The organism is Candidatus Saccharimonadales bacterium, from assembly GCA_035758565.1.
GTDB lineage: Bacteria > Patescibacteriota > Saccharimonadia > Saccharimonadales > UBA10212 > DASTXL01.
In genome coordinates this window covers 199,030-223,664 of record DASTXL010000001.1, presented here as the reverse complement: position 1 = coordinate 223,664, position 24,635 = coordinate 199,030, and the positions used below count along the sequence as shown (strand labels likewise).

Below are 24,635 nucleotides of genomic sequence, written 5' to 3'. Positions count from 1 at the left end.
GCTGTTTAGCGCTTAGTAAACTGGCGTTGCTTGCGCGCGCCTTTAAGGCCAAACTTCTTGCGTTCTTTCTCGCGCGGGTCGCGGCCCAGTAGCTCAGCTCGGCGCAAAGTACCACGGTAATCTTCGTTAAGTTCAACCAAAGCCTTAGAAATAGCGAGGCGGATAGCGTCAGCCTGGCTGGCGTGGCCGCCGCCGGAAACCTTGGCGCTGACAGCGTACTTCTCAGGATCTAGTTCCAGTACGTTGAACGGGCGGAAAAGCTCAGTAGTAAAGGTTTTGCTGCCGGCGAAGTACTCATCGGAGGTCTTGTCGTTGATTCTGAATTCGCCTTTGCCAGACTGCAAGCGTACTCGGGCAGTGGCGCTTTTGCGGCGACCTAGGGCGTAAAAGTAGTTATTTGCCATTACTTATTACCTTTCAATTCGTAAACGTCGGGCTGCTGGGCGTTGTGATTGTGTGCTTCGGTAGCGTAAATCTTAAGACGAGCCAAGCGGCCATCGCGTAGTTTATTAACTGGCAGCATGCCGCGAATAGCAGCGTACAAAGCCTCGGTGCCGGAAACTTCTTTGAGCGGGCGCTCACGTAAACCGCCAGGAAAACCACTGTGGTTGTAATAAACTTTTTTCTCTTCTTTGCCACCGCTTACAACTAGCTTATCGGCGTTGATAACAATGACGTAGTCGCCACCATCTACGTGGGCAGTTACGGTTGGTTTCCCTTTGCCGATCAATAATGATGCAGCCACAGTAGACACACGGCCCATGCTGGCCTGCGAAGCGTCCAAAACGTACCACTTGCGGGTAACCTCAGCCGGTTTTTGACTATAAGTCTTCATTATTTATCCTCTTTCTTGGTGCGACTGGCTGGCTTTTTGGGCGCAGCAGGCTTCTTGGCAGCTTTAGCTGGTGCTTTTGCATCTGCAGGCTTTGCTTCTGCCTTTTTGGCTTCGGCAGCTTTTGCGGCTTTCTTTGACAAATCATCTACAAAACTAACACGGGCCATCTGAGCGTTGTCGCCGCGTCGCAAGCCGGTGCGTTTTACGCGCAGGTGACCACTGTTGCGACCGGCTAGCTTTGGCGCTAACTCGTTAACCAGCTTGTTAGCGGCTTCCACGGTAGAAAGGCTGGCAATAACCTGGCGACGGGAGTGTAAATCTCCCTTTTTAGCTTTGGTAATCAACTTTTCGGTGTAAGTTACAACTTCTTTAGCCTTGGGTAAGGTAGTCTCGATCGACTCACGAATAACCAAAGACTCCGCTAAGCCCTTGAGCAAAGCGCGGCGCTGGTCGCGTTCGCGGCCGAATTTTCTTCCTTGGTATCCGTGGCGGTGCATTTAGTGAGTCTCCTAGAGTTCCAATTCGGCTATTTTATCTTTAACTTCATCTAAGGCTTTGTTGCCAAAACCTTTGAGGTCGCGTAATTCCGCTTCTGACAGGCTCAACAAGTCGCGAATGGTGTGAATATCATTGTTGATCAAAGCGTTAGTAGTACGAGCGCTAAGGTTTAGGTCCTCGATAGAGGTCATGAGTTCAGCTGGTTCGTCACCGTCTTCTAAAGCGGTGGCGCTGTCGCTAGAACCGCTAACAGGTGCTGGGCTGGCCTCTACACGAGTTTGACCGGCCAAAGCAGTGTATTGATTAACCAAAAGCGCGGCGGCTTCTTCAAAAGCCTCGCGTGGGCTGATTGAGCCGTCGGTGTCAACAGTTAAAAGCAAGCGGTCAAGGTCGGTGGCCTGGCCAACACGAGTATTTTCTACCTTGTAACGAACACGTAAAACTGGAGTGAACAAGGCGTCTAGCATAATCATATCGCTAACTTTGCGGCCGCTGCCGGTTTCGTCGATTGGACGATAACCGCGACCAGTCTCAACGGTAAGCTCCATAGAAACGCTGGCTTTGTCGTCGTCTATGTGACAAATAACCTGCTCTGGGTTGACGACTTCAATATCAGAATTGAGTTCTAGGTCTTTGCCGGTCACGGCACCTTTGCCTTTTTTGCTCAAACGAATGGTTTGTGGCTCGTCGCTATAAACCTTAAAGCGCAAACCCTTTAGATTTAGCATAATGGCCACGACGTCTTCTTTAACGCCTTTTACAGTAGTGAATTCGTGGCTAACGCCCTCGACTCTAAAGCCCGTGACTGCGGCCCCAGCAATGCTGGATAGCAGAACGCGGCGCAGAGAATTACCGAGCGTCATACCGTAACCAGGATGCAACGGTTCGATAACGAACGTCGCACTGGTAGCGCCATGATCGTTGACCGATGCCAGCGCTGGGGTGTGAATTAATTTGCTCATACTTTTACTCCTCGCCTCCTTTTAGCGTGAATAATATTCTACGATTAACTGTTCTTTGATGTCTGGTTCGGCATCGTCACGGGTAGGAATACCTGTAATAGTAACCTCCAGCTTTTTGCGATTAACCTTCAACCAGGCAGGATAAGCGGCCGGTGCTGGGCTGGTATCTTCCAGGCGTTTGAAATAATCACTGCCTTTGCTGTGATCCCGCACGACGATTACATCACCTTCCTTAACACGGATAGAGGGAACATCAACTCGGCGGCCATTGAGCATGTAGTGGCCATGAGTGACCATTTGGCGCGCGGCGCGGCGGCTTGGCGCTAAACCAGCCCGGTAAATAACATTGTCTAAGCGCCGCTCTAGGTACTGCAATAAAGTTGCGCCGGATTGACCGCGGGCTTTGCTGGCCTCGGTCATTAATTTAGCGAATTGACGCTCTAATAGGCCGTAAAGTCTCTTCACTTTCTGCTTTTCGCGCAACTGCAATGAATACTGACTAGACTTAGTGCGGTTGTAGCCGCCGGTGTTCTGCTGGCCAGGTAGGGCGCTGCGCTTAACCAGGGCTTTGTGAGCCTTAGGGTGAAGAGCGTAGCCTTCACGGCGAGACATTTTAACTATACTTTGAGTATCTCGTGCCATCTTAGCGGACTCCGTCCTTATAGGACAAACCTACGGTTTTTCCTATCGCGCCGGCAAAATGGAATACATTTTGTCGGGCTGTCTTTTCCCTATTTAGCTGCAAATACATCATTTTTAGTTCCTCTTCGGCTTTCTTGGACGTACGCCACCGTGTGGTACGCCGGTTACGTCACGAACGCTCTCGACGGTAATCTTTTGGTTGATCAACGAACGAACGGCTGCGTCGCGGCCCAAGCCAACACCTTTTACAAATACGTCGGCCTTAGTTACTCCGTAAGCGCTCTTGGCATCACCAATGGCCTTCTCGGCGGCTACTTGAGCGGCATAGGCTGTACCCTTCTTGGATCCGCGAAAACCAGAAGCGCCAGCGCTAGCGGTAGTCAGGGTATTACCCTTGTCATCAGTCACGGTAACGATGGTGTTATTAAAAGTTGCCAAAACGTGGATGTGCGCCGCGCTAACTGTACGTTTAGCCTTACGACGGCGACTGGGAGCGGCTGCAGTTGCCTCTGGCTGTTCGGCGGCCTGAGTGGTAACTTCTGGCTGCTCTGGAGTTGTTTGCTTGGCCTTTTCTTGTGTAATTTCGTCTGCCATACTAATCCTTAGGTCTTGCTCGGGGCTTTCTTAGCTGTGCCGCCAACGGTCATTTTCTTGCCGCGGCGAGTGCGGGCGTTAGTTCTGGTGCGCTGCCCTCGACTTGGCAGGTTACGAGCGTGACGCTCGCCTCGGTAGGCTTTGATGTCTCGCAAACGCTTGATATTACCAGTAATAATCCGCTGCAGCTCACCTTCAATAATGTAATCAGCGTTAATAACATCCTGAATGCGGCCAATTTCCGCATCCGTCAGGTCTTTTACGCGGACAGTTGGCTCAATCTTAGCCTTATCTAAAATTTCGCTGGCGAATTTAGGACCGACACCATAAACATAGGTCAGACTTACTAACACCTGCTTATTATCTGGAATAGTTACACCAGAAATTCTTGCCATATATTAACCTTGCCTCTGCTTGTGCTTAGGCTTTAATTTATTAATAATGTAAACTCGTCCTTTACGGCGGACGATTTTATCATCTGGACTGATTTTCTTTACGCTGGCACGCACTTTCATGCGGATCATCCTCCTTATCCTGGGTGACACACTGCTCTTATAGAACTAATTTATTAATTCTCGCGGTAAGTTATCCGACCCTTCGTCAGATCGTAAGGTGTCAATTCTACCTTAACGCGGTCGCCTGGGACTAAACGGATATAATGTTTCCGCATCCTCCCTGCAACGTGAGCTATGATTTGATGGCCGTTTTCAAGCTCGACACGAAACTGCGTTCCTGGTAATGCTTCGACTACCGTTCCGGCGAGTTCGATTACTTCCTTGTCTTTGGCCATAAATACAACCTGTTCAATATACCAGAGCGGTAAGGAGTTGTAAAGGGTTTTGATAAATTAATTCAGGCTGGCGTTTTGGCGGGTCGCATCAGGGTCCCAGCTGGAATTCCACCGTCTAAAACCGACACTCAAGCGGCGTCCCCTGGATGCTGTGGCTTCCTGTAACCCAGTTATTTCTATCGAATCTGGATCAAACCCATAGCCATTGGCCAGCATCTCTCGAGTTTCACCCTCGCTCAAACCTGGGCTAGCATAACCCACGCCTTCGACTATCCGCCTGCCATCGGCAGTGTAAGTAACCGATTCGGGAATGCTTAAGATAAATTTCTCATTTTCTGACATGTGCTCGCTCATCTGAGTAATTCTTCCACCAGAATCCTTTAAACGCAAGCACAAGCTTTATATGCGGGCTTGGCCAAGAATTCTATACACGACCCTTGAAGCCCTCCATCTTAAAGACTCGGTCAAGTCCGGTGACCTCAAATATTTTTGGAATGGACTTATTGGCAGCCGGGCCCTGTAAAATTAACTCTTTGATTGTTCGGCGTTGAGCTGCCCTAACTCGCTTAGCGGCCCCAACGAACATGCCCAAAAACGTGGAGTCTATATACTCAACATGCTCAAAGTCCAGCACTAATCTTTCTATCTCGTCATTCGCGATGTGGCCCAGAACGACTGGTCTAACAGCAGGTTCGCTATATAAATCGGACTCTTGAGGTAAATAGACGGTCGCTACTGGCACTTCTATATCTTCAGAAAAATAATACTGCGGTATTTCTGACGGATATTCATTGTGTGCCATAGCCCAACCGTACCACTATTTACTAAAAATTCAATGACCGGAGAGCAAATGATAATTGAACTTTACCGTTTTGGCTGCATAAGGCTTACGCGGTTGCCCTCGGTGTCTTCGAAAGAAATCCAAAGACCAACACCCGGAATCATCGTCGGCTCCATGGTGTGTTCGCCTTCTGGAGTCATGCCACCTTTGATTTTGCCGCCGGCAGACTTAACATCCTCGATAGCTTTATTAATATCTTTAACAGATATAACTACTGATGGCGCATGCGAATCTGGACTGTCGCTTTTGGCATAAAAACCGCCGTTAATAGCGCCAGGAGTTTTGACCATGCCGTCTTCGTCGGTTTCAGCCGTTTGGGCTACTACATAATTACCCATATCTTCACCGTATTGCTGCAACTTCCAGCCAAAAGCCGTCTGGTAAAACTCTTTCATCCGATCTCGATCGAAATATCCCATTTCGAAATGAACAACTGGATTCATAGCGTGCCTCCTTTATTTAGTTCAAGGAGATTATACTGCGTGTTCTTGAAAGTAATCTGTGACTTTTGGCCGATTTCTTCAACCATGTCCTCGGCAAGAGCATCGGCCACGGCTATGCCAGAGGGTGTTAAGCGCCAGCCGTAATCACCATCTCGCTCAATCCAGCCAGTTTGATTCCTTAAGCGCCTTAAGGCTGCGGCCATAGAACTCATCAGAAAATACGTGCTATTCAAAGAATGTTCTGATCTAGAAAAATCGTGAATAGCCCTTTCATAAACTGAATGCGGGTGCGGTCGCGCCCAATCTTGCCAGTTTTGCCTACTTTCGGCCAATCCTTCGGCGATTAAATAATCAATCCAAGCAATGTGTTCGTTTTCGCCGGTCAAAACATAGTGCGCCACATCCCTAGCGGCAACATGACCGGCCCAATAATTTAGCGTGCCGTCGGTATTCTCGTAATAGTCGTAAAGCCGAAGGTATTCGCCATGGAGTTCAATAGTGTCATCAACTGCCGCCAAAAGATCCTCGCGCGGCATTTCCTTTAGACGTTTCTTCTCTAAAGCCTCGTTAAAGCTCGTGGCCTGATTATCCTTTTACTGAGGGTATTATGGCAAACGCTTACGCTTAGAAAGCTACAGTCGATTAATTATTTAAAAAATTCAAAAAGATGGTATAGTTATAAAATGTCAGAAAAGCCACCTAATGAATCCGAAGGTGCCGACTCACGCGGCTCTCAAACTATTAGCGACATTATTAATCATCCAGATTTTAGATGGCGCAAAACACGGCTGGTTCAGTGGGGAGCGATTGGTACCGCCGCGTTGTCGCTATTTTTAATTGCTAAACATGAAAACAAAAGCTCATTAATGCCTGCCACGAGTTGTCCGGCGCCATCCGCCAAAGCGACAAAAGCAGTTGATAAGCTATTTGGCGGCATGTTCGATGCCAATAAACTACCTGTCCCGACCCAAGCCTACGTGGACAAAACTCTAAGCGATCCCAGCTGGCAAGAAAAAGTCGCCGCCAAAAAATATCATTTAACATTCGTTGAGCAGTCGCCGGCCATAGAGGACATTGCATTTAACTCCCAAGAAGGTGTTACGCCCGCTTGGGCAAAATGGGATAAGAAAAATTTCGGCGTCACAGACCAAATCTTACCTTCGATTAACGAAGACTTACAAGCTGTGCGCGAATATCTGGGTAAGTACGGCATATCGTTGCAGATTGGATCTAAAAAGCAGGTTGATGACTTCGAGAGCCCAACCAAATTAGACGTTCAGGATGAGGCTTTGGCCAGCTTGTCTAGAATTACGCGAGGTCTTCGGAATATCCCTGCGGAATACGTACAGCTGAGCGGACTTAAAAAGATCATCCTTATGAAGAGCTCTGCCTATGCCTTCGACTATTATTACGGTCCAGGCACTCTTTATTGGGATATAAGCGGTGATGGAAGCGCAGACGAAATCGACAAGGCGCTTTACGATGGGTTAGATAACGAAGAGTGCTACACTACCGCCGATAATGACCCCGGCTACGTCGCTCTGAACCCGCATAAAAACATCTATGGCTCCGGCAATCATAAAGGACTGACCATTTTAAATTCAATCGATATATACCGCCGACCGTCGGATATAAAGAACGGCCAGAAGGGTCTCAAAGCATACGAAAAGAAAGACTATAAAGAATATTGTCGAGTGCAAGAAGGTTTCGCCGCTGAAGAAAGCAAAGAAGTGGTAGCCGATACAGATGGATTTGCCAGCGTTGCCGACGACAAGGAAGCTCTCGGCGGGATGATGTCCTTGCCAAACGGTAATTTTCCAGACCTACTAGATCCTGCTCGTCCGGTTATCCGCGCCAAAACAGAATTTTTGCTAGCCCGATTATACGATCAACCATATCCTGGATCAGATCTAGGTGAACGACTAGTCCGTTATTACGCTGGTGTAACTGGACGCCCGCTACCAGTTGGCGGTGACGTTGATTGTTCAAAAATAAAGTAGGCTATTTTTTGCGGCGGCCAACCAGCGGCAGGCGCGAGAGAATAGCCGTGCGGCTAGATGGAGCGCCCTCTACTCCTGGAGCTTCGTAAAAATAGTCGGGTTGCTCATACTGATCGTAAGTAATCATCAAAGCGCGTGATTCTACTTGGCGTAAGGTTTCAAGCGAAACGGAAACCAAGATCAAAATGCTAGTGCCGCCAATGGCAATGTTCTCATTCAGCTTAACTTGGGCGACAATCGGCAAAATCGCCAAAAAACCAAGTGCTAGCGCACCAAACAAAGTTAGGCGATTAACTACCTTAGACAAATACCTTTCGGTTTGCTTGCCAGAACGGACATCGGCGATAAAGCCGCCTTGTTTTTGCAAGTTCTCGGCAATCTCTTTAGAGTTAAACGTTACGCTGGTATAGAAGTAAGTAAAGATAAACACTAATAAGAAGTAGGTCACCGGGTAAATCCAGGCCTTCCAACCCTCGGTAGCAAAGGTTAGCTGGCTAGGACTCTGAAACCAGGTAGACAAATTAACGCCCAAATGCTGCCAAGTGCCTACTGGATTAGCCAGATTCACTCCCTGCCCGTGCGTTAGCAACTGGCCCAAGAAATTGGGCACGGAAAGAAAGGCCACGGCAAAGATAATTGGAATAACACCGGCCGTAATAAGTTTGACCGGCAAAGTAGTGGTTACGCCACCATAAGTACGATTGCCTTGCACGCGTTTAGCATAATTAACCGTAAGTTTACGGCTGGCTTCATTAAGCTTCACCACCGCCCACGTGATGGCAATAATGGCCAGCATGATTATCCAAAAAATAATCATGCCGTGCTTAGAAAAATTGCGATGGAACAGCATAAATTTATCATTGGCCGCGTTAGTGCCCTTAACCCAGTAGGCTCCACTCCAAAGCTCGGTAAATAGGGTCGGCAGGCGACTAACAATGCCCACGGTAATCAGCAAGCTAATACCGTTGCCGATAGAACGTTCGGTAATAAGTTCACCCAGCCACATCAATACCATAGAGCCGCCGGTGAGTGTGGCGATCATTAAAGCCCACTGCAAAAATGAAGTATTGGCCGTGATATCGCCCAAACCACCAATGCTTGAGGCCTCTTGGCGGATTAAATAAATGGTGCCGATTGACTGAACGATGGCCAGCGGAAATGTAAGCATGCGGGTGTACTGGTTAATCTTTTTGCGGCCGTACTCTCCCTCTTTGTTCATAGCTTCCAATTTTGGAATAGCTTTGGTGAGCAGCTGCATAATAATGCTGGCGTTAATGTAAGGGCCCAAGCCCACTAGCATGATCGAGAAGTTAGCTAGCGCGCCGCCAGAAAGAACATTAAGAAACCCGAGAAGTTGGTTGGAATTTGTCTGCGTAAAGAGGTTATTGAGGACCTGCTTTAAAGTGTGCGGGTCGGCTAGAGGAACTGGAACGTGAGCTAAGATTCGAAAAACAAGCAGCATGCCAAGCACCGCCAAAATGCGGTTTCGCATCTCTTTGTGGCCAAGAGACTTTAAAATTATGCCCCAGTTCATTCGTAATAATTATACAGAAAAACGTCCGCTAGCGTAACACTTTAACGGACGTTTTTTAAACAGAGAGTTGCTTTATTTTGATTCGCTGGCTTTTTTAGTTCGCGCCAGGCGGTCAATGCGCTCAAATTTGCCACCGGCTTTTTCGACCGTCTCAACGGCTGATTTGCTGGCAGATTGCAGCTTAACTGTCTTTTTAGCGGTTAACTCGCCCTTAACAACCAGCTTCACGTTGACGTAGGGGCTGCTAATCAATCCGGCTTCGGCTAGCGAGGTTGGATCAACAGTGACGCCCTTAACGTCGTTCAGCTGACCGGTGTAAACATTTTCGGCGGCCACCCGGTGGCTCTTAAAGCCGCGAAGTTTAGGCAGGCGCATATAAATCGGCATCTGACCGCCCTCGAATCCGGCTCGGCCGGAGCTTTTACGCGAACCCTGGCCTTTGGTGCCGCGACCGGCAGTCTTGCCGCGACCGGCACTAATACCGCGTCCAACGCGAGTTGGCTTAGTCTGCTTAGATACTGTAAGTTCATTAAATTTCATAGTTTAAGCCTCCGCCTTTGCTTTAGCTTTTGAAGCTGGCTTACTCGTCTGGTTCGGAACCCATTTGTCAGCTGGCTCCATCTGAGATAACGCAGCTAGCGTGGCGTAAGCCGTATTGATGCGGTTAGAAGAGCCTAGCGACTTAGAGAGAGCGTTTTCGATACCGGCAACCTCTAGAACAATACGCACAACACCACCGGCGATCAAACCAGTACCTGGTGCAGCCGGCATAATCAAAATCTTGGAACCACCAACTTTAGCCTGGACTTCATGGGTAAGAGTCGCGTTGTGCATCGGGATTCTCGTTAGATGTTTTTTGGCCACATCCGTAGCTTTGGTAACGGCAGCCTGAACGTCGGCACCCTTACTAACACCGATACCGACTTGACCTTTGTGGTCGCCAATTACGACTAAAGCTTGGAAGCGAAAACGACGGCCTCCTTTAACGACACGCGCAACGCGGTTAACGTAAACGACGCGCTCGTCGAACTGCTTTTCTTCGACAGCTTGGGCTCGTGGATTGCGACGTTGTGGTTGATTTTGCTGATTTTCGGCCATATTAAAACTCCAATCCTGACTTGCGCGCGGCGTCAGCTAAAGCCTTGACGCGGCCGTGATATTTACGGCTTGAGCGATCTAAAACAACTTTACTCACCTTGGCTTTGGCGGCTTTTTTAGCAATCTGTTCGCCAATAACGGCAGCCTTTTCGGTCATTGTGCCAGTTAGTTTTTGTCCGACGGTTGTCGCGTAGGCCAAAGTTTTGCTGGTTGTATCGTCGATGATTTGGGCCGTAACGTGCAGGTTGCTAATGCTGACAGCCAAGCGCGGGCGCTCAGAAGTGCCAGAAACCTTAGCGCGGACACGGTTAGCTCGGCGCTCACTCATCATTTGTTTGTGCTTTAAGTTATTCATCTTATTCCTTACCGCTCTTACCTGATTTACGGATAATGCGCTCATCGACATATTTGATACCTTTGCCCTTGTATGGCTCTGGCTTCTTAAGCGCTCGGATTTCGGCGGCCACTTGGCCAACCTGTTGCTTATCAATACCGCTAACGGTGATGACGTTCTGCTCGACAGTCACATTAACACCCGCCGGCACTTTATAGACAACGTCATGAGAAAAGCCGAGGTTAAATTTGAGATCGGCACCTTGCGTTTGCACGCGGTAGCCTACGCCGTTTAGCTCTAGCTTCTTTTCAAACCCTTGGCTGACGCCCTGAACCATATTAGCAACCAATGAGCGCATTAGTCCGTGACGGGCACGGTTAGCTCGCTCATCATTTTCGCGGGTAACCAACACTTGATCGCCAGTTGCAGCAACCTTAACGCCCGGCATAGTGAATTGCTTCAAACTGCCTTTGGGGCCGTTAACGCTCACAAAGTCGTCGTCGACAGTGATTGTCACACCGGATGGAACTGAAATCGGTAGTTTTCCTATTCGACTCATTATTTACTCCTTAATAAACCTGACAGATTAATTCTCCGCCAAGGTGTTGATTGACGGCTTCTTTACCGCTCATAACACCGTGGGAAGTTGAAACAACTACAATACCCCGGCCGCGCTTAACCGATGGAATATCGGCGGCCTTAACATAAACACGGCGACCCGGGCGGCTAATGCGGGAAATTTCGGTAATCTTAGCCGGTTCGTCGCTGCCGGTAATCACAACAGTCAGAACTTTGCGACCGCCTTCTTCTGAAGCTTTGACACTCGAAAGAAAACCGTTATCGGCCAAAATCTTGGCAACGGTCTCTTTGACCTTAGAATGCGGCATCCTGACCTCACTCTTGCCGACGGCAATGCCGTTGCGGATACGAGTGAGCATATCTGCGATTGGATCTGTATTTACTATTTGCTTCATATTTGCGCCTCCGGCTTTTGAGGACAACCTACGGTTTTCCTCAACGCACCTTTTGGAATGAATCCAAATCCGGCAATTGCCGGACCGGTGCTACTCTTTTCCCTTATTAAATGGAATGTACTCATATATTCTTACCAACTACTCTTTGTTACGCCTGGAACTTCGCCCCGGCTGGCGTGCTCGCGGAAAGCAATGCGAGATAAACCAAACTGACGCATAAATCCGCGTGGGCGGCCTGTCTCGGCGCAGCGGTTAGTGTGACGGGTCGGGCTAGAATTGCGAGGCAATTTGGCTAGGCCTTCGTAATCACCGACTGCTTTGAGTTCGGCGCGCTTAGCGGCGTATTTAGCGATCATTTTGTCTCGTTTCGCATCACGCGCGAGGATTGATTTCTTGGCCATTATTTATCCTCCTTATCAGAGCATGAGACAGACCTGCGGTTTTTCTCATCGCGCAGGGTTTGGAGTGAATCCAAACTCTGGCTGCTCTTTTCCATTACTAAATTCAACATTTTAGGAATTCTCCTTCTCAAATGGCATGCCGAATTTCTTCAGCAGTGCTTTAGCGTGATCTGGCTCTTGGGTCCGGATAGTAAACACTACCTGAAGCCCGTGAGCGGTAGCTGTATCTTCGTAACTAAGTTCGGGGAAGACCGACTGGTCGGTTAGGCCAATACTGTAGTTGCCTTGGCGGTCAAAAGCCCGGTTGCTAGTGCCGTGAAAGTCGCGCAGACGTGGGAGAACAATGTTGATCAAGCGATCGGCAAAATCGTACATACGGTCGCCGCGTAAGGTAACCTTCATACCGATTTTGTTACCTTCGCGCAGCTTAAAGGTTGCGATTGACTGTTTGGCCACAGTTTCGATTGGTTGCTGACCAGTAATTTTGCGGATAGTATTGGCAGCAACTTCCAGCAAGCGTTTATCGTCTTTGGCACGACCCAGGCCAACGTTAATTGTAATCTTCTCTAACTTTGGAACCTGGTTGATGTTATCTAGCTTAAGCTCGTCTTTGAGTTCACGAGCGAATTTAGTGTTGTAGGCCACTTTCAAGCGAGATTCGTAACTGCGGCCTTCGGCCTTATGAGACAAAACCGATGGTTTTTTCTCATCGCGCCGGGCGTCGAGTGAATCGCCGCTCGGGCTGCTCTTTTTCCTTACATCAGGAGACGTAGCCATTACTTAATCTCCTTTCCGCTGGTCTTTAAAACACGAACTTTTTTGCCATCTTTGTCGATCTTAAAGCCAATTCGCGAAGGCTTTTTGGCTACTGAGTCCAAAACTCCAACCTTACTAACGTCAATCGGCTTTGTAATCTCAAAAATACCGCCTTGAGGCCGAAGTTGAGTGGGTTTGCGGTGGCGCTTAACCACATTGATGCCTTCGACTGTTACTTTGTTTTCTCTGGGATGAACGGCCGTGATTTTACCGGTTTTACCCTTATATTTACCTGAGCGAACCATAACAGTATCGCCTTTTTTTAGCCGGATCTTAAAGATCTTATCCATTACAGTACCTCCGGAGCTAGTGAAATAATTCGGCTGTAACCTTGCTCGCGCAGTTCGCGTGGAACCGGGCCAAAGATACGGGTACCACGTGGACTCTTGCCATCCTCGGCGAGTACTACAGCGGCGTTGTCATCAAAGCGAATAGTGCTGCCATCAGCGCGGCGAATCGGATTACGAGTACGCACTACTACCGCCTTAACGATGCTCTTGCGCTTTACGCCGCCAGCTGGGTTAGCGGTTTTGACGCTAGCAACAATAATGTCGCCAACGCGGGCGTATCGGCGGCGCGAACCGCCTAGAACACGAATGCAAAGAAGTGAGCGGGCGCCACTGTTATCGGCAACAAGCAGGCGGGATTCTTGCTGAATCATTTAAGCTTCTCCTTCTTTCTCTTCTTGCGGGATATCAGCTGTAGCGTCAGATTCTTCAAAGCGAACCCCGCCGCGCTCCAACACTTTGGTCAACTGGAAGCGTTTGCGGGCGCTCAAAGGGCGGCATTCGGTGATCATGACTAGATCGCCAACTTTAGCCTCGTTCTTTTCGTCATGGGCCATAAATTTGGTATCGACTGTGTACTGCTTCTTATATAGGGGGTGGGTTTTGCGGACGCGCATAGTAATGACGATAGTCTTGTCGCCTTTATCGCTAGTCACAGTGCCGGTAATTGAACGGGCCATATCTACACTCCCTCCGGTCGTTCATAGGACAAACCTACGGTTTTTCCTATCGCGCCGGCAAAATGGAATACATTTTGTCGGGCTGTCTTTTCCCTAAAAATGGAAGAGGTCATTTATTGGGCCTCCTTGGTTAGTTGTTCTTGTAAAACTGTTAATACTCGGGCTAAATCTTTGCGCTTAGAGCGGATAACACGGGTGTTAGATACTTCGCCGCTATATAGCCGGCGCTTTAATTCGGCAATTTCTTCACGCAATGAGTTGCTTTGCTTGGTCAGTTCCTCTGTTTTTAGCTTGCGGATTTCAGCAATTTTCATCTTATGCCTCCTCCTTAACTTCAGATAAGACAAACCTGCGGTTTTTCTTATCGCGCCAGGCAAAAAGCGTGGTTTTTGCCTGGGCTATCTTTTCCCTTTTAGCAAAAGAAACCATTACGCCTCCTCCTTAACTAAAAACTTGGTCTTAACAGGTAGTTTGTGACCAGCAAGGCGCATAGCTTCGCGAGCTACTTCTTCTGGCACGCCGTCCATCTCAAACATGATGGTCCCTGGCTTAACCTTGGCAACAAAAAATTCTGGATTACCTTTGCCGCTACCCATCTTCACGTCTTGTGGCTTACGGGTAACTGGGGTGTGCGGGAAAATACGGATCCAGATCTGACCGCCACGTTTAACGTAACGGGTCATAGCCTGGCGGGCAGCCTCGATCTGGCGGCTATTAATGCGTTCCTTGTCTTGGCTAACCAGTCCGTAGCGGCCGTAGGCAATAGTAGATAGGGCGGTAGCTTTGCCGCCGTGGATCTTGCCTTTGCGCACTTTGCGGTACTTAGTTCGGGATGGCATTAACATGGCTTAGGTCTCCCCTCGGTAGATCCAAACTTTAACACCAATGATGCCGGCACCCGGGTAAAGAGCGCGGGCAGCAGCGTAGTCAATGTCAGCGCGAAGCGTGTGCAGAGGCACAGAGCCTTCAGTAATTTTTTCGCGACGGCTCATTTCCATACCGCCTAGGCGACCGGAAACTTCTATGCGAATGCCCTTAGCGCCAGCACGCATACTGCCGGCAGCGGCCATTTTCATGGCGCGGCGGAAGGCAATACGGCGTTCTAGCTGGTGGGCAATATTTTCGGCAACCAGCTTGGCCTGCAGCTCAGGGCGCTTAATCTCTTCGATGTTTACGCGGGTCGGAACACCATAAAGTTTTTCGATAGCCTCTTTGAGTTCAGCGGCGCCGGAACCGCCACGGCCAATAACAACACCGGCCTTAGCAGTCTGGATAGTTACGGTGACTAGGTTTGGCGAGCGTTCGATATCAACCTTAGATACAGCGGCGCGAGAACCAAGTTTGTCGGCAATGAGCTTGCGGGCAGCCAAATCCTGCTTGAGGTAGTTGGCGTATTCGCGCTTGCCGGCAAACCACTTAGAGCGCCAATCTTTGTTGACTTGTAAACGCATGCTGATTGGATTTACTTTTTGGCCCATAACTACACTCCCTCCGGTCGTTCATAGGACAAACCTACGGTTTTTCCTATCGCACCTTCTGGAATAAATCCAGATTCGCCATCCGGCGAACCGGTGCTTTTCTTTTCCCTCAGAACAGCCGCCAAAGTGCGTGGGTCAATATTTTCGATGCTAACAACAGCTCTGTCGCCTTCATTGGTGCGATCGAATTCTAAAGCCTCTCCCACAGGAACCCCTCTTCCAAATTCACTCATTATTTGGCCTCCTTCTCGGTAGTGACTTTGGTGGTCGTCTTTTTAATCTCACGCTGATCTCCGTCAACAACAACGCGGATGTGGCTGGTCTTTCGCTCAAATGGCAGGGCGCGGCCACGAGCAGCTGGGCGATAGCGCTTAAGGCGTGGACCCGGAGTTACGGAAATCTCAGAGATAAACAAGCTAGTTGGCTTAAAATTATGGTTGTGCTCGGCATTAGCAGCCGCGCTCTTAATGGTTTCCTTAACGGCTTTAGCGCTGCGACGCGGTGTGTGGTCAAGAATTACGATGGCATCCTCAACAGTTCGGCCACGAACCAACGCCGCCACCACGCTGACTTTGCGCGGGCTGATGCGAACTCCTTTTGAAATTGCTTTAACTGGCATAATTTAATCCTTAACCTTTGGCTAACTTTCCACCGTGCGAGCGGAACTTACGGGTTGGAGCGAATTCGCCAAGCTTGTGACCAACCATGTTTTCGGTAATGAAGACCGGTACGTGCACACGGCCGTTATGAACAGCAACAGTGCGACCAACAAAATCAGGAGAGATAGTGCTGGCACGGGCCCAGGTTTTAACGACCGTGCGGTCATCCGAGTTCAGGGCGGCAATCTTCTTAGCTAGTTTAGGGTCAACATATGGACCTTTTTTCAGTGAGCGGCTCATACTATCTCCTCTTTCCTTGATGACGTGTTCTTACAATAAACTTGCTACTTGCTTTTCGGCGGCGAGTCTTATAGCCCAAAGTCTTCTGACCCCACGGAGTTACGGGCGGGCGGGCCATACGGTGACGACCACCGTCACCACCACCGTGAGGGTGGTCGGCGGCGTTCATTACTACACCGCGAACAGTTGGGCGTTTACCCTTTAAGCGGTTGCGGCCGGCTTTACCAACTTGGATATTTTGATGCTGCTCATTACCAATTACACCTATGGTAGCCATGCACTCAACATTAATCATGCGAACCTCACCGCTTGGCAGGCGAACCTGAGCGTAATCTTCTTCTTTAGCAACTAGCTGGGCACCAGCGCCGGCGGTGCGGACCAGCTGAGCACCACGGCCCGGTTGCAGTTCGATAGCGTGGATAACAGTACCGGTTGGAATGCTCTTGAGCGGCAAACGATTGCCAGACTCAATGCTGGTTTCTTCGGCAACAGTAAACTTCTGACCTGGGCGCATGCCACGAACGGCTAATATATAGTGCAGAGCGCCATTTTGGTCTTTGACGCGGGCAATTCGGGCACTACGATTTGGGTCGTATTCAATGTGCTCAACAGTAGCCTCCGTACCGACAGGTAGTTTGAAGTTAACTAAACGATAGTAGTTCTTAACCCCGCCGCCCTTGTGGCGAGTAGTGATGCGGCCTTGGTTGTTGCGACCAGCAGTGGATTTTTTGATGCGCAGCAAGCTCTTAACAGGCTTTTTAGTAGTGATAGCATCAAAATCCTGCGTGCTCATACCACGGCGACCTGGAGTAGTTGGATTGTAAGCCTTGATAGCCATATTACTTAGCCTCCTCGCCTGCTTCAGCTTCGCTGCCGGCAAAGAATGGCAGGTTATCGCCTTGCTTTAAAGTTACGTAAGCCTTACGGACATCATTACGCTTGGTTTCAATACCACGGGTGCGCTTACGATAAAGCTTTTTGGCCTTACCAGGAATATTGGTAATCCGAACATTGGTAACCGTAACTTCATACTGAGCAGCTACGGCGTCAGCAATGGCATGCTTGTTCATATCAGCTGGAACATCAAAAACATAAGTATTGGTGACCTCGCTGGTTGCATAGGCTTTCTCGCTCAAGCGCGGCTTTAAGAATACTGACTTACTCATTATTGCCTCCCAGCCAACCGTGTACTGCCTTTAAGGCTTCGTTTTCCATAACGATAACGTCAGCGTTCATAAGATCGTAAACATTTAAGTAGTTAGCGGCAACTGTTCTAACGTTCTTGATATTGCGGGTAGCACGAACGGCTGCTTCATCTTTGTTGGCCACCACCAACAAAACGTTTCCATTAGCTTCGATCTTGGCCAGCAAAGCTACGGCCGGCTTAACCTTGCCGTCACTTACAAATTTTTCAATAACTTTAATACGATTTTCTTTGTTAGCCATGCTCAAAGCTTGACGAATAGCCGTGCGCTTAGCAGCCGTGTTCAACTTGCGGCTATAGTTTTCATTGCCATTTGGGCCAAAAGCCACGCCACCGCCAGTCCAAATCGGGTTACGGCTTGAACCAAAGCGGGCCCGGCCAGTACCTTTCTGGCGCCACGGCTTGCGGCCACCACCACTTACTTCACCGCGTTTCTTGGCAACAGCCAAGTTAGGACGAGCGTTAGCCAGATAAGCCAGATAAGCATCTTTTAATAATTCGTGATTGGTTACTTCTACGCCAAACACGGCTTTATTCAGCTTGGCTGGAGTAGTGGCTTTAGCGCCACCCTTGGTGTAGGTAGCAACCGACATTATTTGGCCTCCTTTATAAGAACTATGCTTTTACGGGGGCCTGGCACAGAACCCTCGACGCCAATAACATTCAAATCAGTATCAACTAGAGCAACCTTTAGGCGCTTGACCGTAACTTGGTCGTGGCCCATGCGGCCAGCCATTTTTGTGCCTTTAAAGATATGCTGTGGATACATAGAGCCAATAGAACCTGGGCGACGATAGCTGCGACCACCGTGCGTCTTGCGGCCGCGATGGAAGTTGTGGCGCTTAATTGTGCCGGCCCAGCCCTTGCCCTTGCTGGTGCCAGTGACATCTACTGTGTCTCCAACATTAAAAACGTCGGCGCTTATTTTATCGCCGACTTTTGTTTCTTCTGGTAATTCATTAATGCGGAACTCGCGGACAATCTTTGGCATAATACCAGCGAGTTTAAATTGACCCTTGGCTGTCTTGCCGGCCTTGTCAGCACTTTTTTCTTCGAAACCAAAAGCTAAGGCCTTATAACCGTCTGTTTCGTCGGTTTTGATTTGAGTTATAACGTTGGGAGTAGCCGAAAGTAGGGTAACGGCAACAGCAGCGCCATCTTCGTTGATCACGCTTGTCATGCCTACTTTTCTTGTTATAAGGGCCTTCACTTAGTGGTTCCTTTTCATTGTTAGCGTAAAAAGCAACGCCCATAATTAATGGGTCCGCACTTTAAAAATTCTTGGTCCTGGCAGTTTCTACCTCTGTTATTAGGGCAGACTTGACTCAGGAACCAAGATCTAAAGCTGCTTTTACCAAAACAGATTATCACAAAACCCTAACACCGGTCAATGCGAAGTTAATTCTACAATAACGGTTGATTTTGCAGCTGCCAACCCAGCACCTAGCTCCAAGTATTTCATAAACGTCCGCTAAGACGGACGTTCTTGGAGCTAGGTGCTGGGCAGGTCTGTTGAGAATATTACAAAGAGCCTATTCGAGACTCCATTACATAGTTGTAGACATAGTTGAGTAAAAATGTTATAATAAACCCTTCGTCATAAGGTTCGCTTTATTGCCTACAACCTTATCGACGGGAACCTTTCGGCAAGTAGCAACTGACCCTAGCGACCGCCTCGAGAGAAGAGGCAGGAAGGAACGTTAATGCTCAACGAGCTCAAGTGGCTTGGGGGACTCGCGCTGGCCGCGATTGCCCTCACCGCCATCCTCACGATCTCCATCTGGGGCCTGTGAGGTGGTCTGGCCCGTCTGGACTCCCAGCAGGGCACGGGCACGCTTCAACCACGGCCTGATGACCTTCGTCGGCTACGCGTTCGCCCCCGCCCGCTACATCTGGCTCTTCGTCATCCACTTCACACCGACATCGGTGTTGGAGTTCCTCGAGGAGCTTCTCCCTCGTAAAGCATTACGACGGAGAGGGTGATACGATTTTTAGTCTGGGGTGGTAGCTGGCAACGGCCGCCACCCCAGACCACTTAGCGCTACTTGCCGAATCAACTCACTTTTATAATACTTTTGCTATGGCTAAGGCTAACTTAAGAAGGTTTGATTGGGAAAAAGTTGCTCACCTGGACGCTCAAATGTGGCGTTCCTATTATAATCACCGTTTTTTTAAGATGTTTTTACAATTGATCCAGCTAATGAGGACTCAGCTCAGAACAAACTGGGTCGCAACACTCAAGTTAGCCTATTACGCTGCTGCTGCGGCCACTGACTACCGTTTAAAAAAGGGCCGTGAAAACTATCAAAAAACACTAAAAAACTTAACAAAATTCTATAAAGCTATATCAGATAACTGCACTGAGCCATTTGACTACAAAAAGGCCGCCGAACTGGAACTAGAGTGGTGGGATATCCACCGCTACCCCGAGAAATATAAAAAGACTTTAGAGGCCAGTCTGGCCGAAAGCGCCGCTGCTATATATAACGTGCCCGCCTCTGGCTTAAAAACCTACGCCAAATATAGGGCGGCAGCAATGATGCTGCCCAACCACGAGGGTGATTGGCAAGAAAATCCGCCAGACTGGAATGAGGTGGAAAGACTGCTAATAATTTCTTGGCGGTCGGGCTATAAGGTAATTCAGGCAAAATAAAAGAGACCCGGGGCAAGCAGGTCTCTTTTAACGGTGAGGGCTAGTTTGTTAAACAGCCGGGCTTCTTCAAGTTACAGCCGTGGGGCTAGCTGCTTCTTGAAGCGGAACCACCCTTTCGGCCACCTTCACGCTTAGCCTCAATAGGCTGGGCTTTTGCGCCCTTGCGACCGGCTTCGCTGGGGTCGGCGCTGTTAGCGTCGCCAAACGAGCCGCTACTCGCTTTACCGCCGGCCCGTGCCGCATCTGTTGTATCAGGACGATTGCCAAATTGACCTGGGTTTTTAGAATCTGCCATATATTCCCTCCTCTTTTCGTTAATTAATGGCACTTACCATAGTAAGTGAGCCAGAGCTAGCCCTCTGTAGATTAACTAACCGGCATGTCGTAAAAAATCACCGCTTTAGAGCACTGAATATCTTACTAACATCCAAAATGGCGGAAGTGCCCCGGGCGGGGGCGTTGCCGCGCTATGTAAAAGCCGCGGTCGCCATCCCACCCGGGTTTTTAGGGCTACCGCCTCCTAGCCAGCGCTGGTCACCAGCGTCATGAGCTCGGTCGACTCGGACACGGTTCCGTCGTGCAGGGGCTCGATGCTGCCGAAGCCCGCCGGCACGACGTCGGGGATCTTGATCTCGGTGAGCGTCGTGGCCCACCGGATCTTCTCCACGGCTTCGTCCATGTCACCGCGGCGCATGGCCACCAGGGCCTGCAGATGCACGATCGCACCGCAGGGCCGGGTGAAGCTGTGGATCTGGTAGATCTGGGCGGCCTCCTCGAGGATGTCGTCGATCCCCTCGAGGTTGCCCAGAACGATCCGCACCTCGGCCAGTGCCCGGAGCGAGTCGGCCTTGAAGACCGTCCGCTCCGAGTAGTCGTTCACGATCTGCTGGAGCTTGTCCTCGGCCTCCGAGAAGCGACCCATGCGAGCCAAGGCCGTTGCCTCGCCCAGTCGGGCGTCCCGCTGGTAGGTGAACTCCACCCCCACCAGCGAACCGAACAGCTGCAGGGCGTGCAGGTTGCGACCCTCACGCAGATCGCGGCAGGCAACGCCCAGGATCCCGGCCAGTCTTCCTTCACTCACGTCTATACCCTCCTTACAGGGTAGATGGTTGAGAAACGATAGCTTGTGTTGTAGCCGCAAAATCCTCCTTTCGGTTGATAAAGCTCGGCTACCTTTGCTCTGAACTATCTCCAGAGCAACCTATTATTTTAAAAGCTTAAAACCATTAAGCTGTGACCACGCTCACGGGATAGTTGCTAATTTTTTAATAGATAAATTAAAACTAAAAAGAACCCGTCATCTCGGGTTCTTTTTCAGCGGACTTATAAACATGTCTCAGTTTTTTAGTTCCGCCCACGCTTATATTTAACCTTACGAAGCTGAATCGTCGCTGTGACTTTCCTCACATCAGCGAGGTCACAAGCTCTACGACCGATTCATCAGAAGTAAACACTTGCTTGATCTTATCGCGTGAGGCCACTATTTCAATTGGTAACCTTTCGCTTTCAGTGCGTACATCAACAAAATCGATGAATATTTTGCCCAAACTTATGGATCCGATAATCCATGTGGAATCATCTGTTTGCGCAGTAACTTCCGCAGGAGTGTCCACTAGATTGTCTAACTCGGTTGATAGAAGTCCTACGCTAAGTGGCGACGAAGTAGCAAACCGCCTCAGGACTACGTCACCATCCCCTGAAAACGATCTGCCTAAGTCTTCAATCTTCATGACTACATTTTGATTTCGGCGTCACAACCAGCCGGCAGGCTGAGATTCATCAGGCTGTCGATGGTTTTGGGCGTTGGATCAGTAATGTCGATAAGGCGTTTGTGCACGCGCATCTCGAACTGCTCGCGGCCTTTTTTATAGACATGCGGGCTTTTAACCACCGTAAAAGTACTCTTGCGAGTCGGTAGCGGAATCGGCCCGGCAATCTTGGCGCCAGTACGCAAGGCGGTATCTACAATTTGCTTGGCGCTTTGGTCGATTACTTTGTGGTCGTAAGCCTTCAGGCGAATGCGAATCCGCTGCTTACCATCGTTTTGTTCTTTGGCTTCAGCCATTAATGAATCCTTTCTTCATTTTGTTCATTGTTAGCTAGTTGTTGTAACTGATCGTGCAACACAAGAGCAGCAAACTGCCTCACCCTGCCCTCGTCCGACAGGGAAGCCACAAAGCCTTCTCTTGATATACCAACGGCATTGGCCTGGTAGGGTTCCCAGCCTTGCTCCAAAAAACGCACCTCAGCCTTGGTTTCGTCGGTACCTTCCGGCACCTCGATTTGAATAAAGCCGAACTGAGCGTGATACACCTCTCTGATCAGCGGATTGCTGCCCATATCAGAATAGACTTCCTGGAACTGGTTGGGGCTTACCGCCGCCATTGGTTCTCCTTGCGGCGTAATCTTGAACGGGATTATGAGTGACCGCCAAGTTCTCGCACGCGATTAGTTAACAGAGGCGATTATACAATAGAGTTGAGTTTAAAGAAAGTGTTAAATGTTAACTTTCGCCAGTTGCTTTAGTTTTGTTCCGACTGTGGTTTGAGATAAATTAATCTGCAGATCGTCTAGGTATAGTTTTGTATCGTTAATTGGCTTAACGGGAGCGTAGCCAAACTTTCCTTGCCGCTCTAAATCAGCGTAAAAAAGGTTAAAAGCATCTGACTTTCTTATGTACTCAGCTTTAACATCATCCTCGGGAGAAGTGTCTAATTCGTCCACCGCTGTCTTAGCATAATATGCTAGTGCTCGTTGTTTATTGACACGAATTTGTGCCACATCGTCCCAGAAGGCAGAGTTATTATATTTGACCGCCTCGTCTATGAGCAGGCATCTGCTGTAAAAATCAGATATTGCATCCCATTCATCTCGGTCAAAGTCTCTAACAAATAAGTACTTGTATTTGCTCCAGCTTTCCAGGGGCATTACTTGAAGGTCTTGCTTGAGCTGTTCGTTAGCAATTGAAGACTTGACCTTTTTAATTTCTCTCTCAGCGTTTTGAATTTCCAGCAAAATTATATTCGCTGCATCCTTTTTGTGATCCTTTTGCTGTTTTTTATAAACGAAATAGGCGGCAGACCCTACTGCTAACGTAACGATGGCTATAAAAAAATTGGAATTAAAAAAGTGGACGATGCTGTCCATGACAACCCTTCTGCCCACCGCTTATCCTCTATATTACAGCTAGTTTAGTGGTTCGTTCAAGCAAGTGCTGCATTTTGAGATAGTTTTGTAGTTCTTTGCGAGAAGCGAGCGAGTCGTACGTAATGGTACGATGAGCGAGCCTCGGAGCAAAAACTGCGAAAATAGCCAAAAAGAAAAGGCCTCGGTTTTATCCGAGGCTTTTTCGTTGCAGTAGTTGCTGCTTATTTGTCGATCTTGGTAACAACCCCAGCGCCGACCGTCCGGCCGCCTTCGCGGATAGCGAAGCGCAAACCTTGGTCCATAGCAATTGGAGCCATCAACTTAACCTTGAAGGTTACAGTATCACCTGGCATAACCATTTCTTTGTCTGCAGGGAGCTCAACTTCGCCAGTTACGTCCGTGGTACGGAAGTAGAACTGCGGCTTGTAACCCTTGAAGAAAGGAGTGTGGCGGCCGCCTTCCTCTTTGGTGAGGATATAGACTTCAGCGTCAAATTCAGTGTGCGGAGTGATAGAGCCTGGCTTACAAAGAACCTGGCCGCGCTCAATGTCATCGCGCTCAACACCGCGGAGCAGAACACCAACGTTGTCACCAGCCTGACCTTGGTCAAGGTTCTTCTTGAACATTTCAACACCGGTGACGACAGATTTGGTAGTTGGGCGGATACCAACAATTTCGACTTCTTCGTTAACCTTTACGACACCTTGCTCAACACGGCCGGTAGCAACAGTACCGCGGCCTTTGATTGAGAAAACGTCTTCCACCGGCATTAGGAATGGCTTATCGAGGTCGCGCTGTGGCTCTGGAATATAGTCATCCATAGCGTGAACGAGCTCCATGATAGCGTCTTCGTTAGCGGCGTCGCCTTCCAAAGCTTTAGTAGCAGAACCCTTGATGATTGGGCAGTCACGGTCGAAGTCGTTCTTGGCCAGCAGGTCGCGAACGTCTTCTTCAACAAGCTCAACCAGTTCTGGATCAGCAAGGTCCATCTTGTTTAAGAAAACAAGGATTTTAGGAACGCCAACCTGGCGGGCCAAAAGCACGTGCTCGCGAGTCTGAGGCATCGGGCCGTCAGCGGCAGAAACTACCAAAATAGCGCCGTCGATCTGGGCGGCACCGGTAATCATGTTCTTGATGTAGTCAGCGTGACCAGGCATGTCGACGTGAGCGTAGTGACGCTTTTCGCTTTCGTATTCCTGGTGTGAGGTAGCGATGGTAATACCGCGCTGTTTTTCTTCGGGTGCGTTGTCGATCTGGTCGTAAGCGATCGGCTTGTTTACGTCGCTTGGAAGTTTTTTAGCTAAAACAGTGGTAATAGCTGCGGTTAAAGTGGTTTTACCGTGGTCAACATGGCCCATAGTACCAACGTTGACGTGCGGCTTACTGCGATCAAAATCTGCCATTCTCGGACTCCTTAAATTAGTTACTTGTTAATTGATTTACTTGTTTAGTGCATAGCAGCAATAGCCACCATGCGGTTATACCAGTTAATTATAAGGTAAAGACAAGCCGTTTGTAAAGAGGT

The 24,635-nt window shown here is 49.2% G+C and carries 41 protein-coding genes and 2 pseudogenes; 2 read left to right on the top strand and 41 right to left on the bottom strand.

Annotated features, from left to right (window positions below):
- Positions 1-5: 5 nt before the first annotated feature.
- From rpsI to VFT49_01215, 13 genes and pseudogenes are all read right to left on the bottom strand, one after another.
- A complete protein-coding gene (gene rpsI / locus VFT49_01275) occupies positions 6-404 on the bottom strand; it encodes a 30S ribosomal protein S9 (protein HEU5004701.1) in 399 nt (132 codons plus the stop codon).
- Complete coding sequence (gene rplM, locus VFT49_01270; protein ID HEU5004700.1) at positions 404-835, bottom strand: 50S ribosomal protein L13; 432 nt, start codon at positions 833-835, stop codon at positions 404-406. Before rplM ends, rpsI begins: the two co-directional genes overlap by 1 nt.
- A gap of 146 nt (positions 836-981) precedes the next feature.
- Positions 982-1,332, bottom strand: a pseudogene (gene rplQ / locus VFT49_01265) (50S ribosomal protein L17).
- A gap of 12 nt (positions 1,333-1,344) precedes the next feature.
- Entirely contained in the window at positions 1,345-2,295 is a 951-nt protein-coding gene (locus VFT49_01260) for a DNA-directed RNA polymerase subunit alpha (GenBank protein ID HEU5004699.1), read from the bottom strand.
- A 21-nt stretch (positions 2,296-2,316) separates the two neighbouring features.
- The gene (gene rpsD / locus VFT49_01255) at positions 2,317-2,937 is read right to left on the bottom strand and encodes a 30S ribosomal protein S4 (GenBank protein ID HEU5004698.1); all 621 of its coding nucleotides are present in this window, start codon (positions 2,935-2,937) and stop codon (positions 2,317-2,319) included.
- A 114-nt stretch (positions 2,938-3,051) separates the two neighbouring features.
- Positions 3,052-3,531, bottom strand: coding sequence for a 30S ribosomal protein S11 (gene rpsK / locus VFT49_01250; GenBank protein ID HEU5004697.1), 480 nt, complete (start codon positions 3,529-3,531; stop codon positions 3,052-3,054).
- Between the two features lie 8 nt (positions 3,532-3,539).
- Positions 3,540-3,926: a 30S ribosomal protein S13 gene (rpsM, locus tag VFT49_01245; GenBank protein HEU5004696.1), complete on the bottom strand. Its 387-nt coding sequence runs from the start codon at positions 3,924-3,926 to the stop codon at positions 3,540-3,542.
- A 3-nt stretch (positions 3,927-3,929) separates the two neighbouring features.
- Entirely contained in the window at positions 3,930-4,046 is a 117-nt protein-coding gene (rpmJ, locus tag VFT49_01240) for a 50S ribosomal protein L36 (GenBank protein HEU5004695.1), read from the bottom strand.
- A gap of 53 nt (positions 4,047-4,099) precedes the next feature.
- On the bottom strand, positions 4,100-4,321 hold the full coding sequence (infA, locus tag VFT49_01235) for a translation initiation factor IF-1 (protein HEU5004694.1): 222 nt from the start codon (positions 4,319-4,321) through the stop codon (positions 4,100-4,102).
- 57 nt (positions 4,322-4,378) lie between these two features.
- Positions 4,379-4,675, bottom strand: coding sequence for a hypothetical protein (locus tag VFT49_01230; protein HEU5004693.1), 297 nt, complete (start codon positions 4,673-4,675; stop codon positions 4,379-4,381).
- Positions 4,676-4,745: 70 nt separating this feature from the next.
- Entirely contained in the window at positions 4,746-5,123 is a 378-nt protein-coding gene (locus VFT49_01225) for an STAS domain-containing protein (protein HEU5004692.1), read from the bottom strand.
- Between the two features lie 62 nt (positions 5,124-5,185).
- Entirely contained in the window at positions 5,186-5,605 is a 420-nt protein-coding gene (locus tag VFT49_01220; protein HEU5004691.1) for a VOC family protein, read from the bottom strand.
- Positions 5,602-6,141: a hypothetical protein gene (locus VFT49_01215; GenBank protein HEU5004690.1), complete on the bottom strand. Its 540-nt coding sequence runs from the start codon at positions 6,139-6,141 to the stop codon at positions 5,602-5,604. The genes VFT49_01220 and VFT49_01215 overlap by 4 nt, the downstream gene beginning before the upstream one ends.
- Positions 6,142-6,288: 147 nt before the next feature.
- Here VFT49_01215 and VFT49_01210 point away from each other — a divergent pair, with 147 nt between their 5' ends.
- A complete protein-coding gene (locus tag VFT49_01210) occupies positions 6,289-7,605 on the top strand; it encodes a hypothetical protein (protein HEU5004689.1) in 1,317 nt (438 codons plus the stop codon).
- A gap of 1 nt (position 7,606) precedes the next feature.
- Here VFT49_01210 and secY read toward each other — a convergent pair whose 3' ends face one another.
- From secY to rplC, 21 genes and pseudogenes are all read right to left on the bottom strand, one after another.
- Entirely contained in the window at positions 7,607-9,139 is a 1,533-nt protein-coding gene (gene secY, locus VFT49_01205; GenBank protein ID HEU5004688.1) for a preprotein translocase subunit SecY, read from the bottom strand.
- A 72-nt stretch (positions 9,140-9,211) separates the two neighbouring features.
- Positions 9,212-9,679 (bottom strand): 50S ribosomal protein L15, encoded by a 468-nt coding sequence (gene rplO / locus VFT49_01200; protein ID HEU5004687.1) that lies wholly within the window; start codon positions 9,677-9,679, stop codon positions 9,212-9,214.
- Positions 9,680-9,682: 3 nt separating this feature from the next.
- Positions 9,683-10,237, bottom strand: a complete 555-nt coding sequence (gene rpsE / locus VFT49_01195) for a 30S ribosomal protein S5 (protein HEU5004686.1) — start codon at positions 10,235-10,237, stop codon at positions 9,683-9,685.
- Between the two features lies 1 nt (position 10,238).
- Positions 10,239-10,592: a 50S ribosomal protein L18 gene (gene rplR / locus VFT49_01190; protein HEU5004685.1), complete on the bottom strand. Its 354-nt coding sequence runs from the start codon at positions 10,590-10,592 to the stop codon at positions 10,239-10,241.
- A 1-nt stretch (position 10,593) separates the two neighbouring features.
- Positions 10,594-11,130 carry a 50S ribosomal protein L6 gene (gene rplF / locus VFT49_01185; protein ID HEU5004684.1) on the bottom strand — a complete coding sequence of 179 codons (537 nt, stop codon included), beginning with the start codon at positions 11,128-11,130 and terminating at the stop codon, positions 10,594-10,596.
- Positions 11,131-11,140: 10 nt separating this feature from the next.
- Positions 11,141-11,545, bottom strand: a complete 405-nt coding sequence (rpsH, locus tag VFT49_01180; protein HEU5004683.1) for a 30S ribosomal protein S8 — start codon at positions 11,543-11,545, stop codon at positions 11,141-11,143.
- A 131-nt stretch (positions 11,546-11,676) separates the two neighbouring features.
- On the bottom strand, positions 11,677-11,946 hold the full coding sequence (rpsN, locus tag VFT49_01175; GenBank protein HEU5004682.1) for a 30S ribosomal protein S14: 270 nt from the start codon (positions 11,944-11,946) through the stop codon (positions 11,677-11,679).
- Between the two features lie 111 nt (positions 11,947-12,057).
- Complete coding sequence (rplE, locus tag VFT49_01170) at positions 12,058-12,723, bottom strand: 50S ribosomal protein L5 (protein HEU5004681.1); 666 nt, start codon at positions 12,721-12,723, stop codon at positions 12,058-12,060.
- A complete protein-coding gene (gene rplX / locus VFT49_01165; protein ID HEU5004680.1) occupies positions 12,723-13,034 on the bottom strand; it encodes a 50S ribosomal protein L24 in 312 nt (103 codons plus the stop codon). The genes rplE and rplX overlap by 1 nt, the downstream gene beginning before the upstream one ends.
- 17 nt (positions 13,035-13,051) lie before the next feature.
- A complete protein-coding gene (rplN, locus tag VFT49_01160; GenBank protein ID HEU5004679.1) occupies positions 13,052-13,423 on the bottom strand; it encodes a 50S ribosomal protein L14 in 372 nt (123 codons plus the stop codon).
- A 75-nt stretch (positions 13,424-13,498) separates the two neighbouring features.
- Positions 13,499-13,729, bottom strand: a pseudogene (rpsQ, locus tag VFT49_01155) (30S ribosomal protein S17).
- Between the two features lie 113 nt (positions 13,730-13,842).
- Positions 13,843-14,043, bottom strand: a complete 201-nt coding sequence (rpmC, locus tag VFT49_01150) for a 50S ribosomal protein L29 (protein ID HEU5004678.1) — start codon at positions 14,041-14,043, stop codon at positions 13,843-13,845.
- 114 nt (positions 14,044-14,157) lie between these two features.
- Positions 14,158-14,574, bottom strand: coding sequence for a 50S ribosomal protein L16 (gene rplP, locus VFT49_01145; GenBank protein ID HEU5004677.1), 417 nt, complete (start codon positions 14,572-14,574; stop codon positions 14,158-14,160).
- A 3-nt stretch (positions 14,575-14,577) separates the two neighbouring features.
- Positions 14,578-15,207: a 30S ribosomal protein S3 gene (gene rpsC, locus VFT49_01140; GenBank protein ID HEU5004676.1), complete on the bottom strand. Its 630-nt coding sequence runs from the start codon at positions 15,205-15,207 to the stop codon at positions 14,578-14,580.
- Between the two features lie 2 nt (positions 15,208-15,209).
- Positions 15,210-15,413, bottom strand: a complete 204-nt coding sequence (locus VFT49_01135) for a hypothetical protein (protein ID HEU5004675.1) — start codon at positions 15,411-15,413, stop codon at positions 15,210-15,212.
- A gap of 26 nt (positions 15,414-15,439) precedes the next feature.
- Positions 15,440-15,826, bottom strand: a complete 387-nt coding sequence (gene rplV, locus VFT49_01130; GenBank protein ID HEU5004674.1) for a 50S ribosomal protein L22 — start codon at positions 15,824-15,826, stop codon at positions 15,440-15,442.
- A gap of 10 nt (positions 15,827-15,836) precedes the next feature.
- Positions 15,837-16,106, bottom strand: coding sequence for a 30S ribosomal protein S19 (gene rpsS, locus VFT49_01125; protein HEU5004673.1), 270 nt, complete (start codon positions 16,104-16,106; stop codon positions 15,837-15,839).
- Position 16,107: 1 nt separating this feature from the next.
- Complete coding sequence (rplB, locus tag VFT49_01120; GenBank protein HEU5004672.1) at positions 16,108-16,944, bottom strand: 50S ribosomal protein L2; 837 nt, start codon at positions 16,942-16,944, stop codon at positions 16,108-16,110.
- Between the two features lies 1 nt (position 16,945).
- A complete protein-coding gene (locus tag VFT49_01115; GenBank protein ID HEU5004671.1) occupies positions 16,946-17,272 on the bottom strand; it encodes a 50S ribosomal protein L23 in 327 nt (108 codons plus the stop codon).
- A complete protein-coding gene (gene rplD / locus VFT49_01110) occupies positions 17,265-17,903 on the bottom strand; it encodes a 50S ribosomal protein L4 (protein HEU5004670.1) in 639 nt (212 codons plus the stop codon). Before rplD ends, VFT49_01115 begins: the two co-directional genes overlap by 8 nt.
- Positions 17,903-18,520 (bottom strand): 50S ribosomal protein L3, encoded by a 618-nt coding sequence (gene rplC / locus VFT49_01105; protein ID HEU5004669.1) that lies wholly within the window; start codon positions 18,518-18,520, stop codon positions 17,903-17,905. The genes rplD and rplC overlap by 1 nt, the downstream gene beginning before the upstream one ends.
- A gap of 870 nt (positions 18,521-19,390) precedes the next feature.
- Between rplC and VFT49_01100 the strand changes: the two genes are divergently transcribed.
- Positions 19,391-19,963 carry a hypothetical protein gene (locus VFT49_01100; GenBank protein ID HEU5004668.1) on the top strand — a complete coding sequence of 191 codons (573 nt, stop codon included), beginning with the start codon at positions 19,391-19,393 and terminating at the stop codon, positions 19,961-19,963.
- An 85-nt stretch (positions 19,964-20,048) separates the two neighbouring features.
- On the opposite strand, the gene VFT49_01095 is transcribed toward VFT49_01100, so the two are convergent.
- The 7 genes from VFT49_01095 to tuf form a co-directional block, all read right to left on the bottom strand.
- Positions 20,049-20,258 (bottom strand): hypothetical protein, encoded by a 210-nt coding sequence (locus VFT49_01095; GenBank protein ID HEU5004667.1) that lies wholly within the window; start codon positions 20,256-20,258, stop codon positions 20,049-20,051.
- Between the two features lie 225 nt (positions 20,259-20,483).
- On the bottom strand, positions 20,484-21,044 hold the full coding sequence (locus VFT49_01090; GenBank protein HEU5004666.1) for a hypothetical protein: 561 nt from the start codon (positions 21,042-21,044) through the stop codon (positions 20,484-20,486).
- A 322-nt stretch (positions 21,045-21,366) separates the two neighbouring features.
- Positions 21,367-21,693, bottom strand: a complete 327-nt coding sequence (locus VFT49_01085; protein ID HEU5004665.1) for a hypothetical protein — start codon at positions 21,691-21,693, stop codon at positions 21,367-21,369.
- Between the two features lie 2 nt (positions 21,694-21,695).
- Entirely contained in the window at positions 21,696-22,028 is a 333-nt protein-coding gene (gene rpsJ / locus VFT49_01080; protein HEU5004664.1) for a 30S ribosomal protein S10, read from the bottom strand.
- Complete coding sequence (locus VFT49_01075; protein ID HEU5004663.1) at positions 22,028-22,348, bottom strand: hypothetical protein; 321 nt, start codon at positions 22,346-22,348, stop codon at positions 22,028-22,030. Before VFT49_01075 ends, rpsJ begins: the two co-directional genes overlap by 1 nt.
- Positions 22,349-22,459: 111 nt before the next feature.
- The gene (locus tag VFT49_01070) at positions 22,460-23,110 is read right to left on the bottom strand and encodes a hypothetical protein (GenBank protein ID HEU5004662.1); all 651 of its coding nucleotides are present in this window, start codon (positions 23,108-23,110) and stop codon (positions 22,460-22,462) included.
- Positions 23,111-23,331: 221 nt separating this feature from the next.
- Positions 23,332-24,513: an elongation factor Tu gene (tuf, locus tag VFT49_01065; GenBank protein ID HEU5004661.1), complete on the bottom strand. Its 1,182-nt coding sequence runs from the start codon at positions 24,511-24,513 to the stop codon at positions 23,332-23,334.
- Between the last annotated feature and the right edge of the window lie 122 nt (positions 24,514-24,635).

Bases quoted from the DNA above. Each gene is read 5' to 3' on its own strand.
- rpsN (HEU5004682.1), bottom strand. From the start codon at position 11,946: ATGGCCAAGAAATCAATCCTCGCGCGTGATGCGAAACGAGACAAAATG.
- VFT49_01215 (HEU5004690.1), bottom strand. From the start codon at position 6,141: ATGCCGCGCGAGGATCTTTTGGCGGCAGTTGATGACACTATTGAACTC.
- rplN (HEU5004679.1), bottom strand. From the start codon at position 13,423: ATGATTCAGCAAGAATCCCGCCTGCTTGTTGCCGATAACAGTGGCGCC.
- rpsJ (HEU5004664.1), bottom strand. From the start codon at position 22,028: ATGGCTGAAGCCAAAGAACAAAACGATGGTAAGCAGCGGATTCGCATT.
- rpmJ (HEU5004695.1), bottom strand. From the start codon at position 4,046: ATGAAAGTGCGTGCCAGCGTAAAGAAAATCAGTCCAGATGATAAAATC.
- rpsI (HEU5004701.1), bottom strand. From the start codon at position 404: ATGGCAAATAACTACTTTTACGCCCTAGGTCGCCGCAAAAGCGCCACT.
- VFT49_01070 (HEU5004662.1), bottom strand. From the start codon at position 23,110: ATGGACAGCATCGTCCACTTTTTTAATTCCAATTTTTTTATAGCCATC.
- infA (HEU5004694.1), bottom strand. From the start codon at position 4,321: ATGGCCAAAGACAAGGAAGTAATCGAACTCGCCGGAACGGTAGTCGAA.
- VFT49_01100 (HEU5004668.1), top strand. From the start codon at position 19,391: ATGGCTAAGGCTAACTTAAGAAGGTTTGATTGGGAAAAAGTTGCTCAC.
- rpsD (HEU5004698.1), bottom strand. From the start codon at position 2,937: ATGGCACGAGATACTCAAAGTATAGTTAAAATGTCTCGCCGTGAAGGC.
- tuf (HEU5004661.1), bottom strand. From the start codon at position 24,513: ATGGCAGATTTTGATCGCAGTAAGCCGCACGTCAACGTTGGTACTATG.
- VFT49_01115 (HEU5004671.1), bottom strand. From the start codon at position 17,272: ATGAGTAAGTCAGTATTCTTAAAGCCGCGCTTGAGCGAGAAAGCCTAT.
- rplM (HEU5004700.1), bottom strand. From the start codon at position 835: ATGAAGACTTATAGTCAAAAACCGGCTGAGGTTACCCGCAAGTGGTAC.
- VFT49_01210 (HEU5004689.1), top strand. From the start codon at position 6,289: ATGTCAGAAAAGCCACCTAATGAATCCGAAGGTGCCGACTCACGCGGC.
- VFT49_01095 (HEU5004667.1), bottom strand. From the start codon at position 20,258: ATGGCAGATTCTAAAAACCCAGGTCAATTTGGCAATCGTCCTGATACA.
- VFT49_01085 (HEU5004665.1), bottom strand. From the start codon at position 21,693: ATGAAGATTGAAGACTTAGGCAGATCGTTTTCAGGGGATGGTGACGTA.
- rpsC (HEU5004676.1), bottom strand. From the start codon at position 15,207: ATGGGCCAAAAAGTAAATCCAATCAGCATGCGTTTACAAGTCAACAAA.
- rpsE (HEU5004686.1), bottom strand. From the start codon at position 10,237: ATGGCCGAAAATCAGCAAAATCAACCACAACGTCGCAATCCACGAGCC.
- VFT49_01075 (HEU5004663.1), bottom strand. From the start codon at position 22,348: ATGGCGGCGGTAAGCCCCAACCAGTTCCAGGAAGTCTATTCTGATATG.
- rplP (HEU5004677.1), bottom strand. From the start codon at position 14,574: ATGTTAATGCCATCCCGAACTAAGTACCGCAAAGTGCGCAAAGGCAAG.
- rplR (HEU5004685.1), bottom strand. From the start codon at position 10,592: ATGAATAACTTAAAGCACAAACAAATGATGAGTGAGCGCCGAGCTAAC.
- rpmC (HEU5004678.1), bottom strand. From the start codon at position 14,043: ATGAAAATTGCTGAAATCCGCAAGCTAAAAACAGAGGAACTGACCAAG.
- rplO (HEU5004687.1), bottom strand. From the start codon at position 9,679: ATGAAATTTAATGAACTTACAGTATCTAAGCAGACTAAGCCAACTCGC.
- rpsH (HEU5004683.1), bottom strand. From the start codon at position 11,545: ATGAAGCAAATAGTAAATACAGATCCAATCGCAGATATGCTCACTCGT.
- rplB (HEU5004672.1), bottom strand. From the start codon at position 16,944: ATGGCTATCAAGGCTTACAATCCAACTACTCCAGGTCGCCGTGGTATG.
- VFT49_01220 (HEU5004691.1), bottom strand. From the start codon at position 5,605: ATGAATCCAGTTGTTCATTTCGAAATGGGATATTTCGATCGAGATCGG.
- rplF (HEU5004684.1), bottom strand. From the start codon at position 11,130: ATGAGTCGAATAGGAAAACTACCGATTTCAGTTCCATCCGGTGTGACA.
- rplE (HEU5004681.1), bottom strand. From the start codon at position 12,723: ATGGCTACGTCTCCTGATGTAAGGAAAAAGAGCAGCCCGAGCGGCGAT.
- rplD (HEU5004670.1), bottom strand. From the start codon at position 17,903: ATGTCGGTTGCTACCTACACCAAGGGTGGCGCTAAAGCCACTACTCCA.
- rpsS (HEU5004673.1), bottom strand. From the start codon at position 16,106: ATGAGCCGCTCACTGAAAAAAGGTCCATATGTTGACCCTAAACTAGCT.
- VFT49_01260 (HEU5004699.1), bottom strand. From the start codon at position 2,295: ATGAGCAAATTAATTCACACCCCAGCGCTGGCATCGGTCAACGATCAT.
- VFT49_01225 (HEU5004692.1), bottom strand. From the start codon at position 5,123: ATGGCACACAATGAATATCCGTCAGAAATACCGCAGTATTATTTTTCT.
- secY (HEU5004688.1), bottom strand. From the start codon at position 9,139: ATGAACTGGGGCATAATTTTAAAGTCTCTTGGCCACAAAGAGATGCGA.
- rplV (HEU5004674.1), bottom strand. From the start codon at position 15,826: ATGCCAGTTAAAGCAATTTCAAAAGGAGTTCGCATCAGCCCGCGCAAA.
- rpsK (HEU5004697.1), bottom strand. From the start codon at position 3,531: ATGGCAGACGAAATTACACAAGAAAAGGCCAAGCAAACAACTCCAGAG.
- rpsM (HEU5004696.1), bottom strand. From the start codon at position 3,926: ATGGCAAGAATTTCTGGTGTAACTATTCCAGATAATAAGCAGGTGTTA.
- VFT49_01230 (HEU5004693.1), bottom strand. From the start codon at position 4,675: ATGAGCGAGCACATGTCAGAAAATGAGAAATTTATCTTAAGCATTCCC.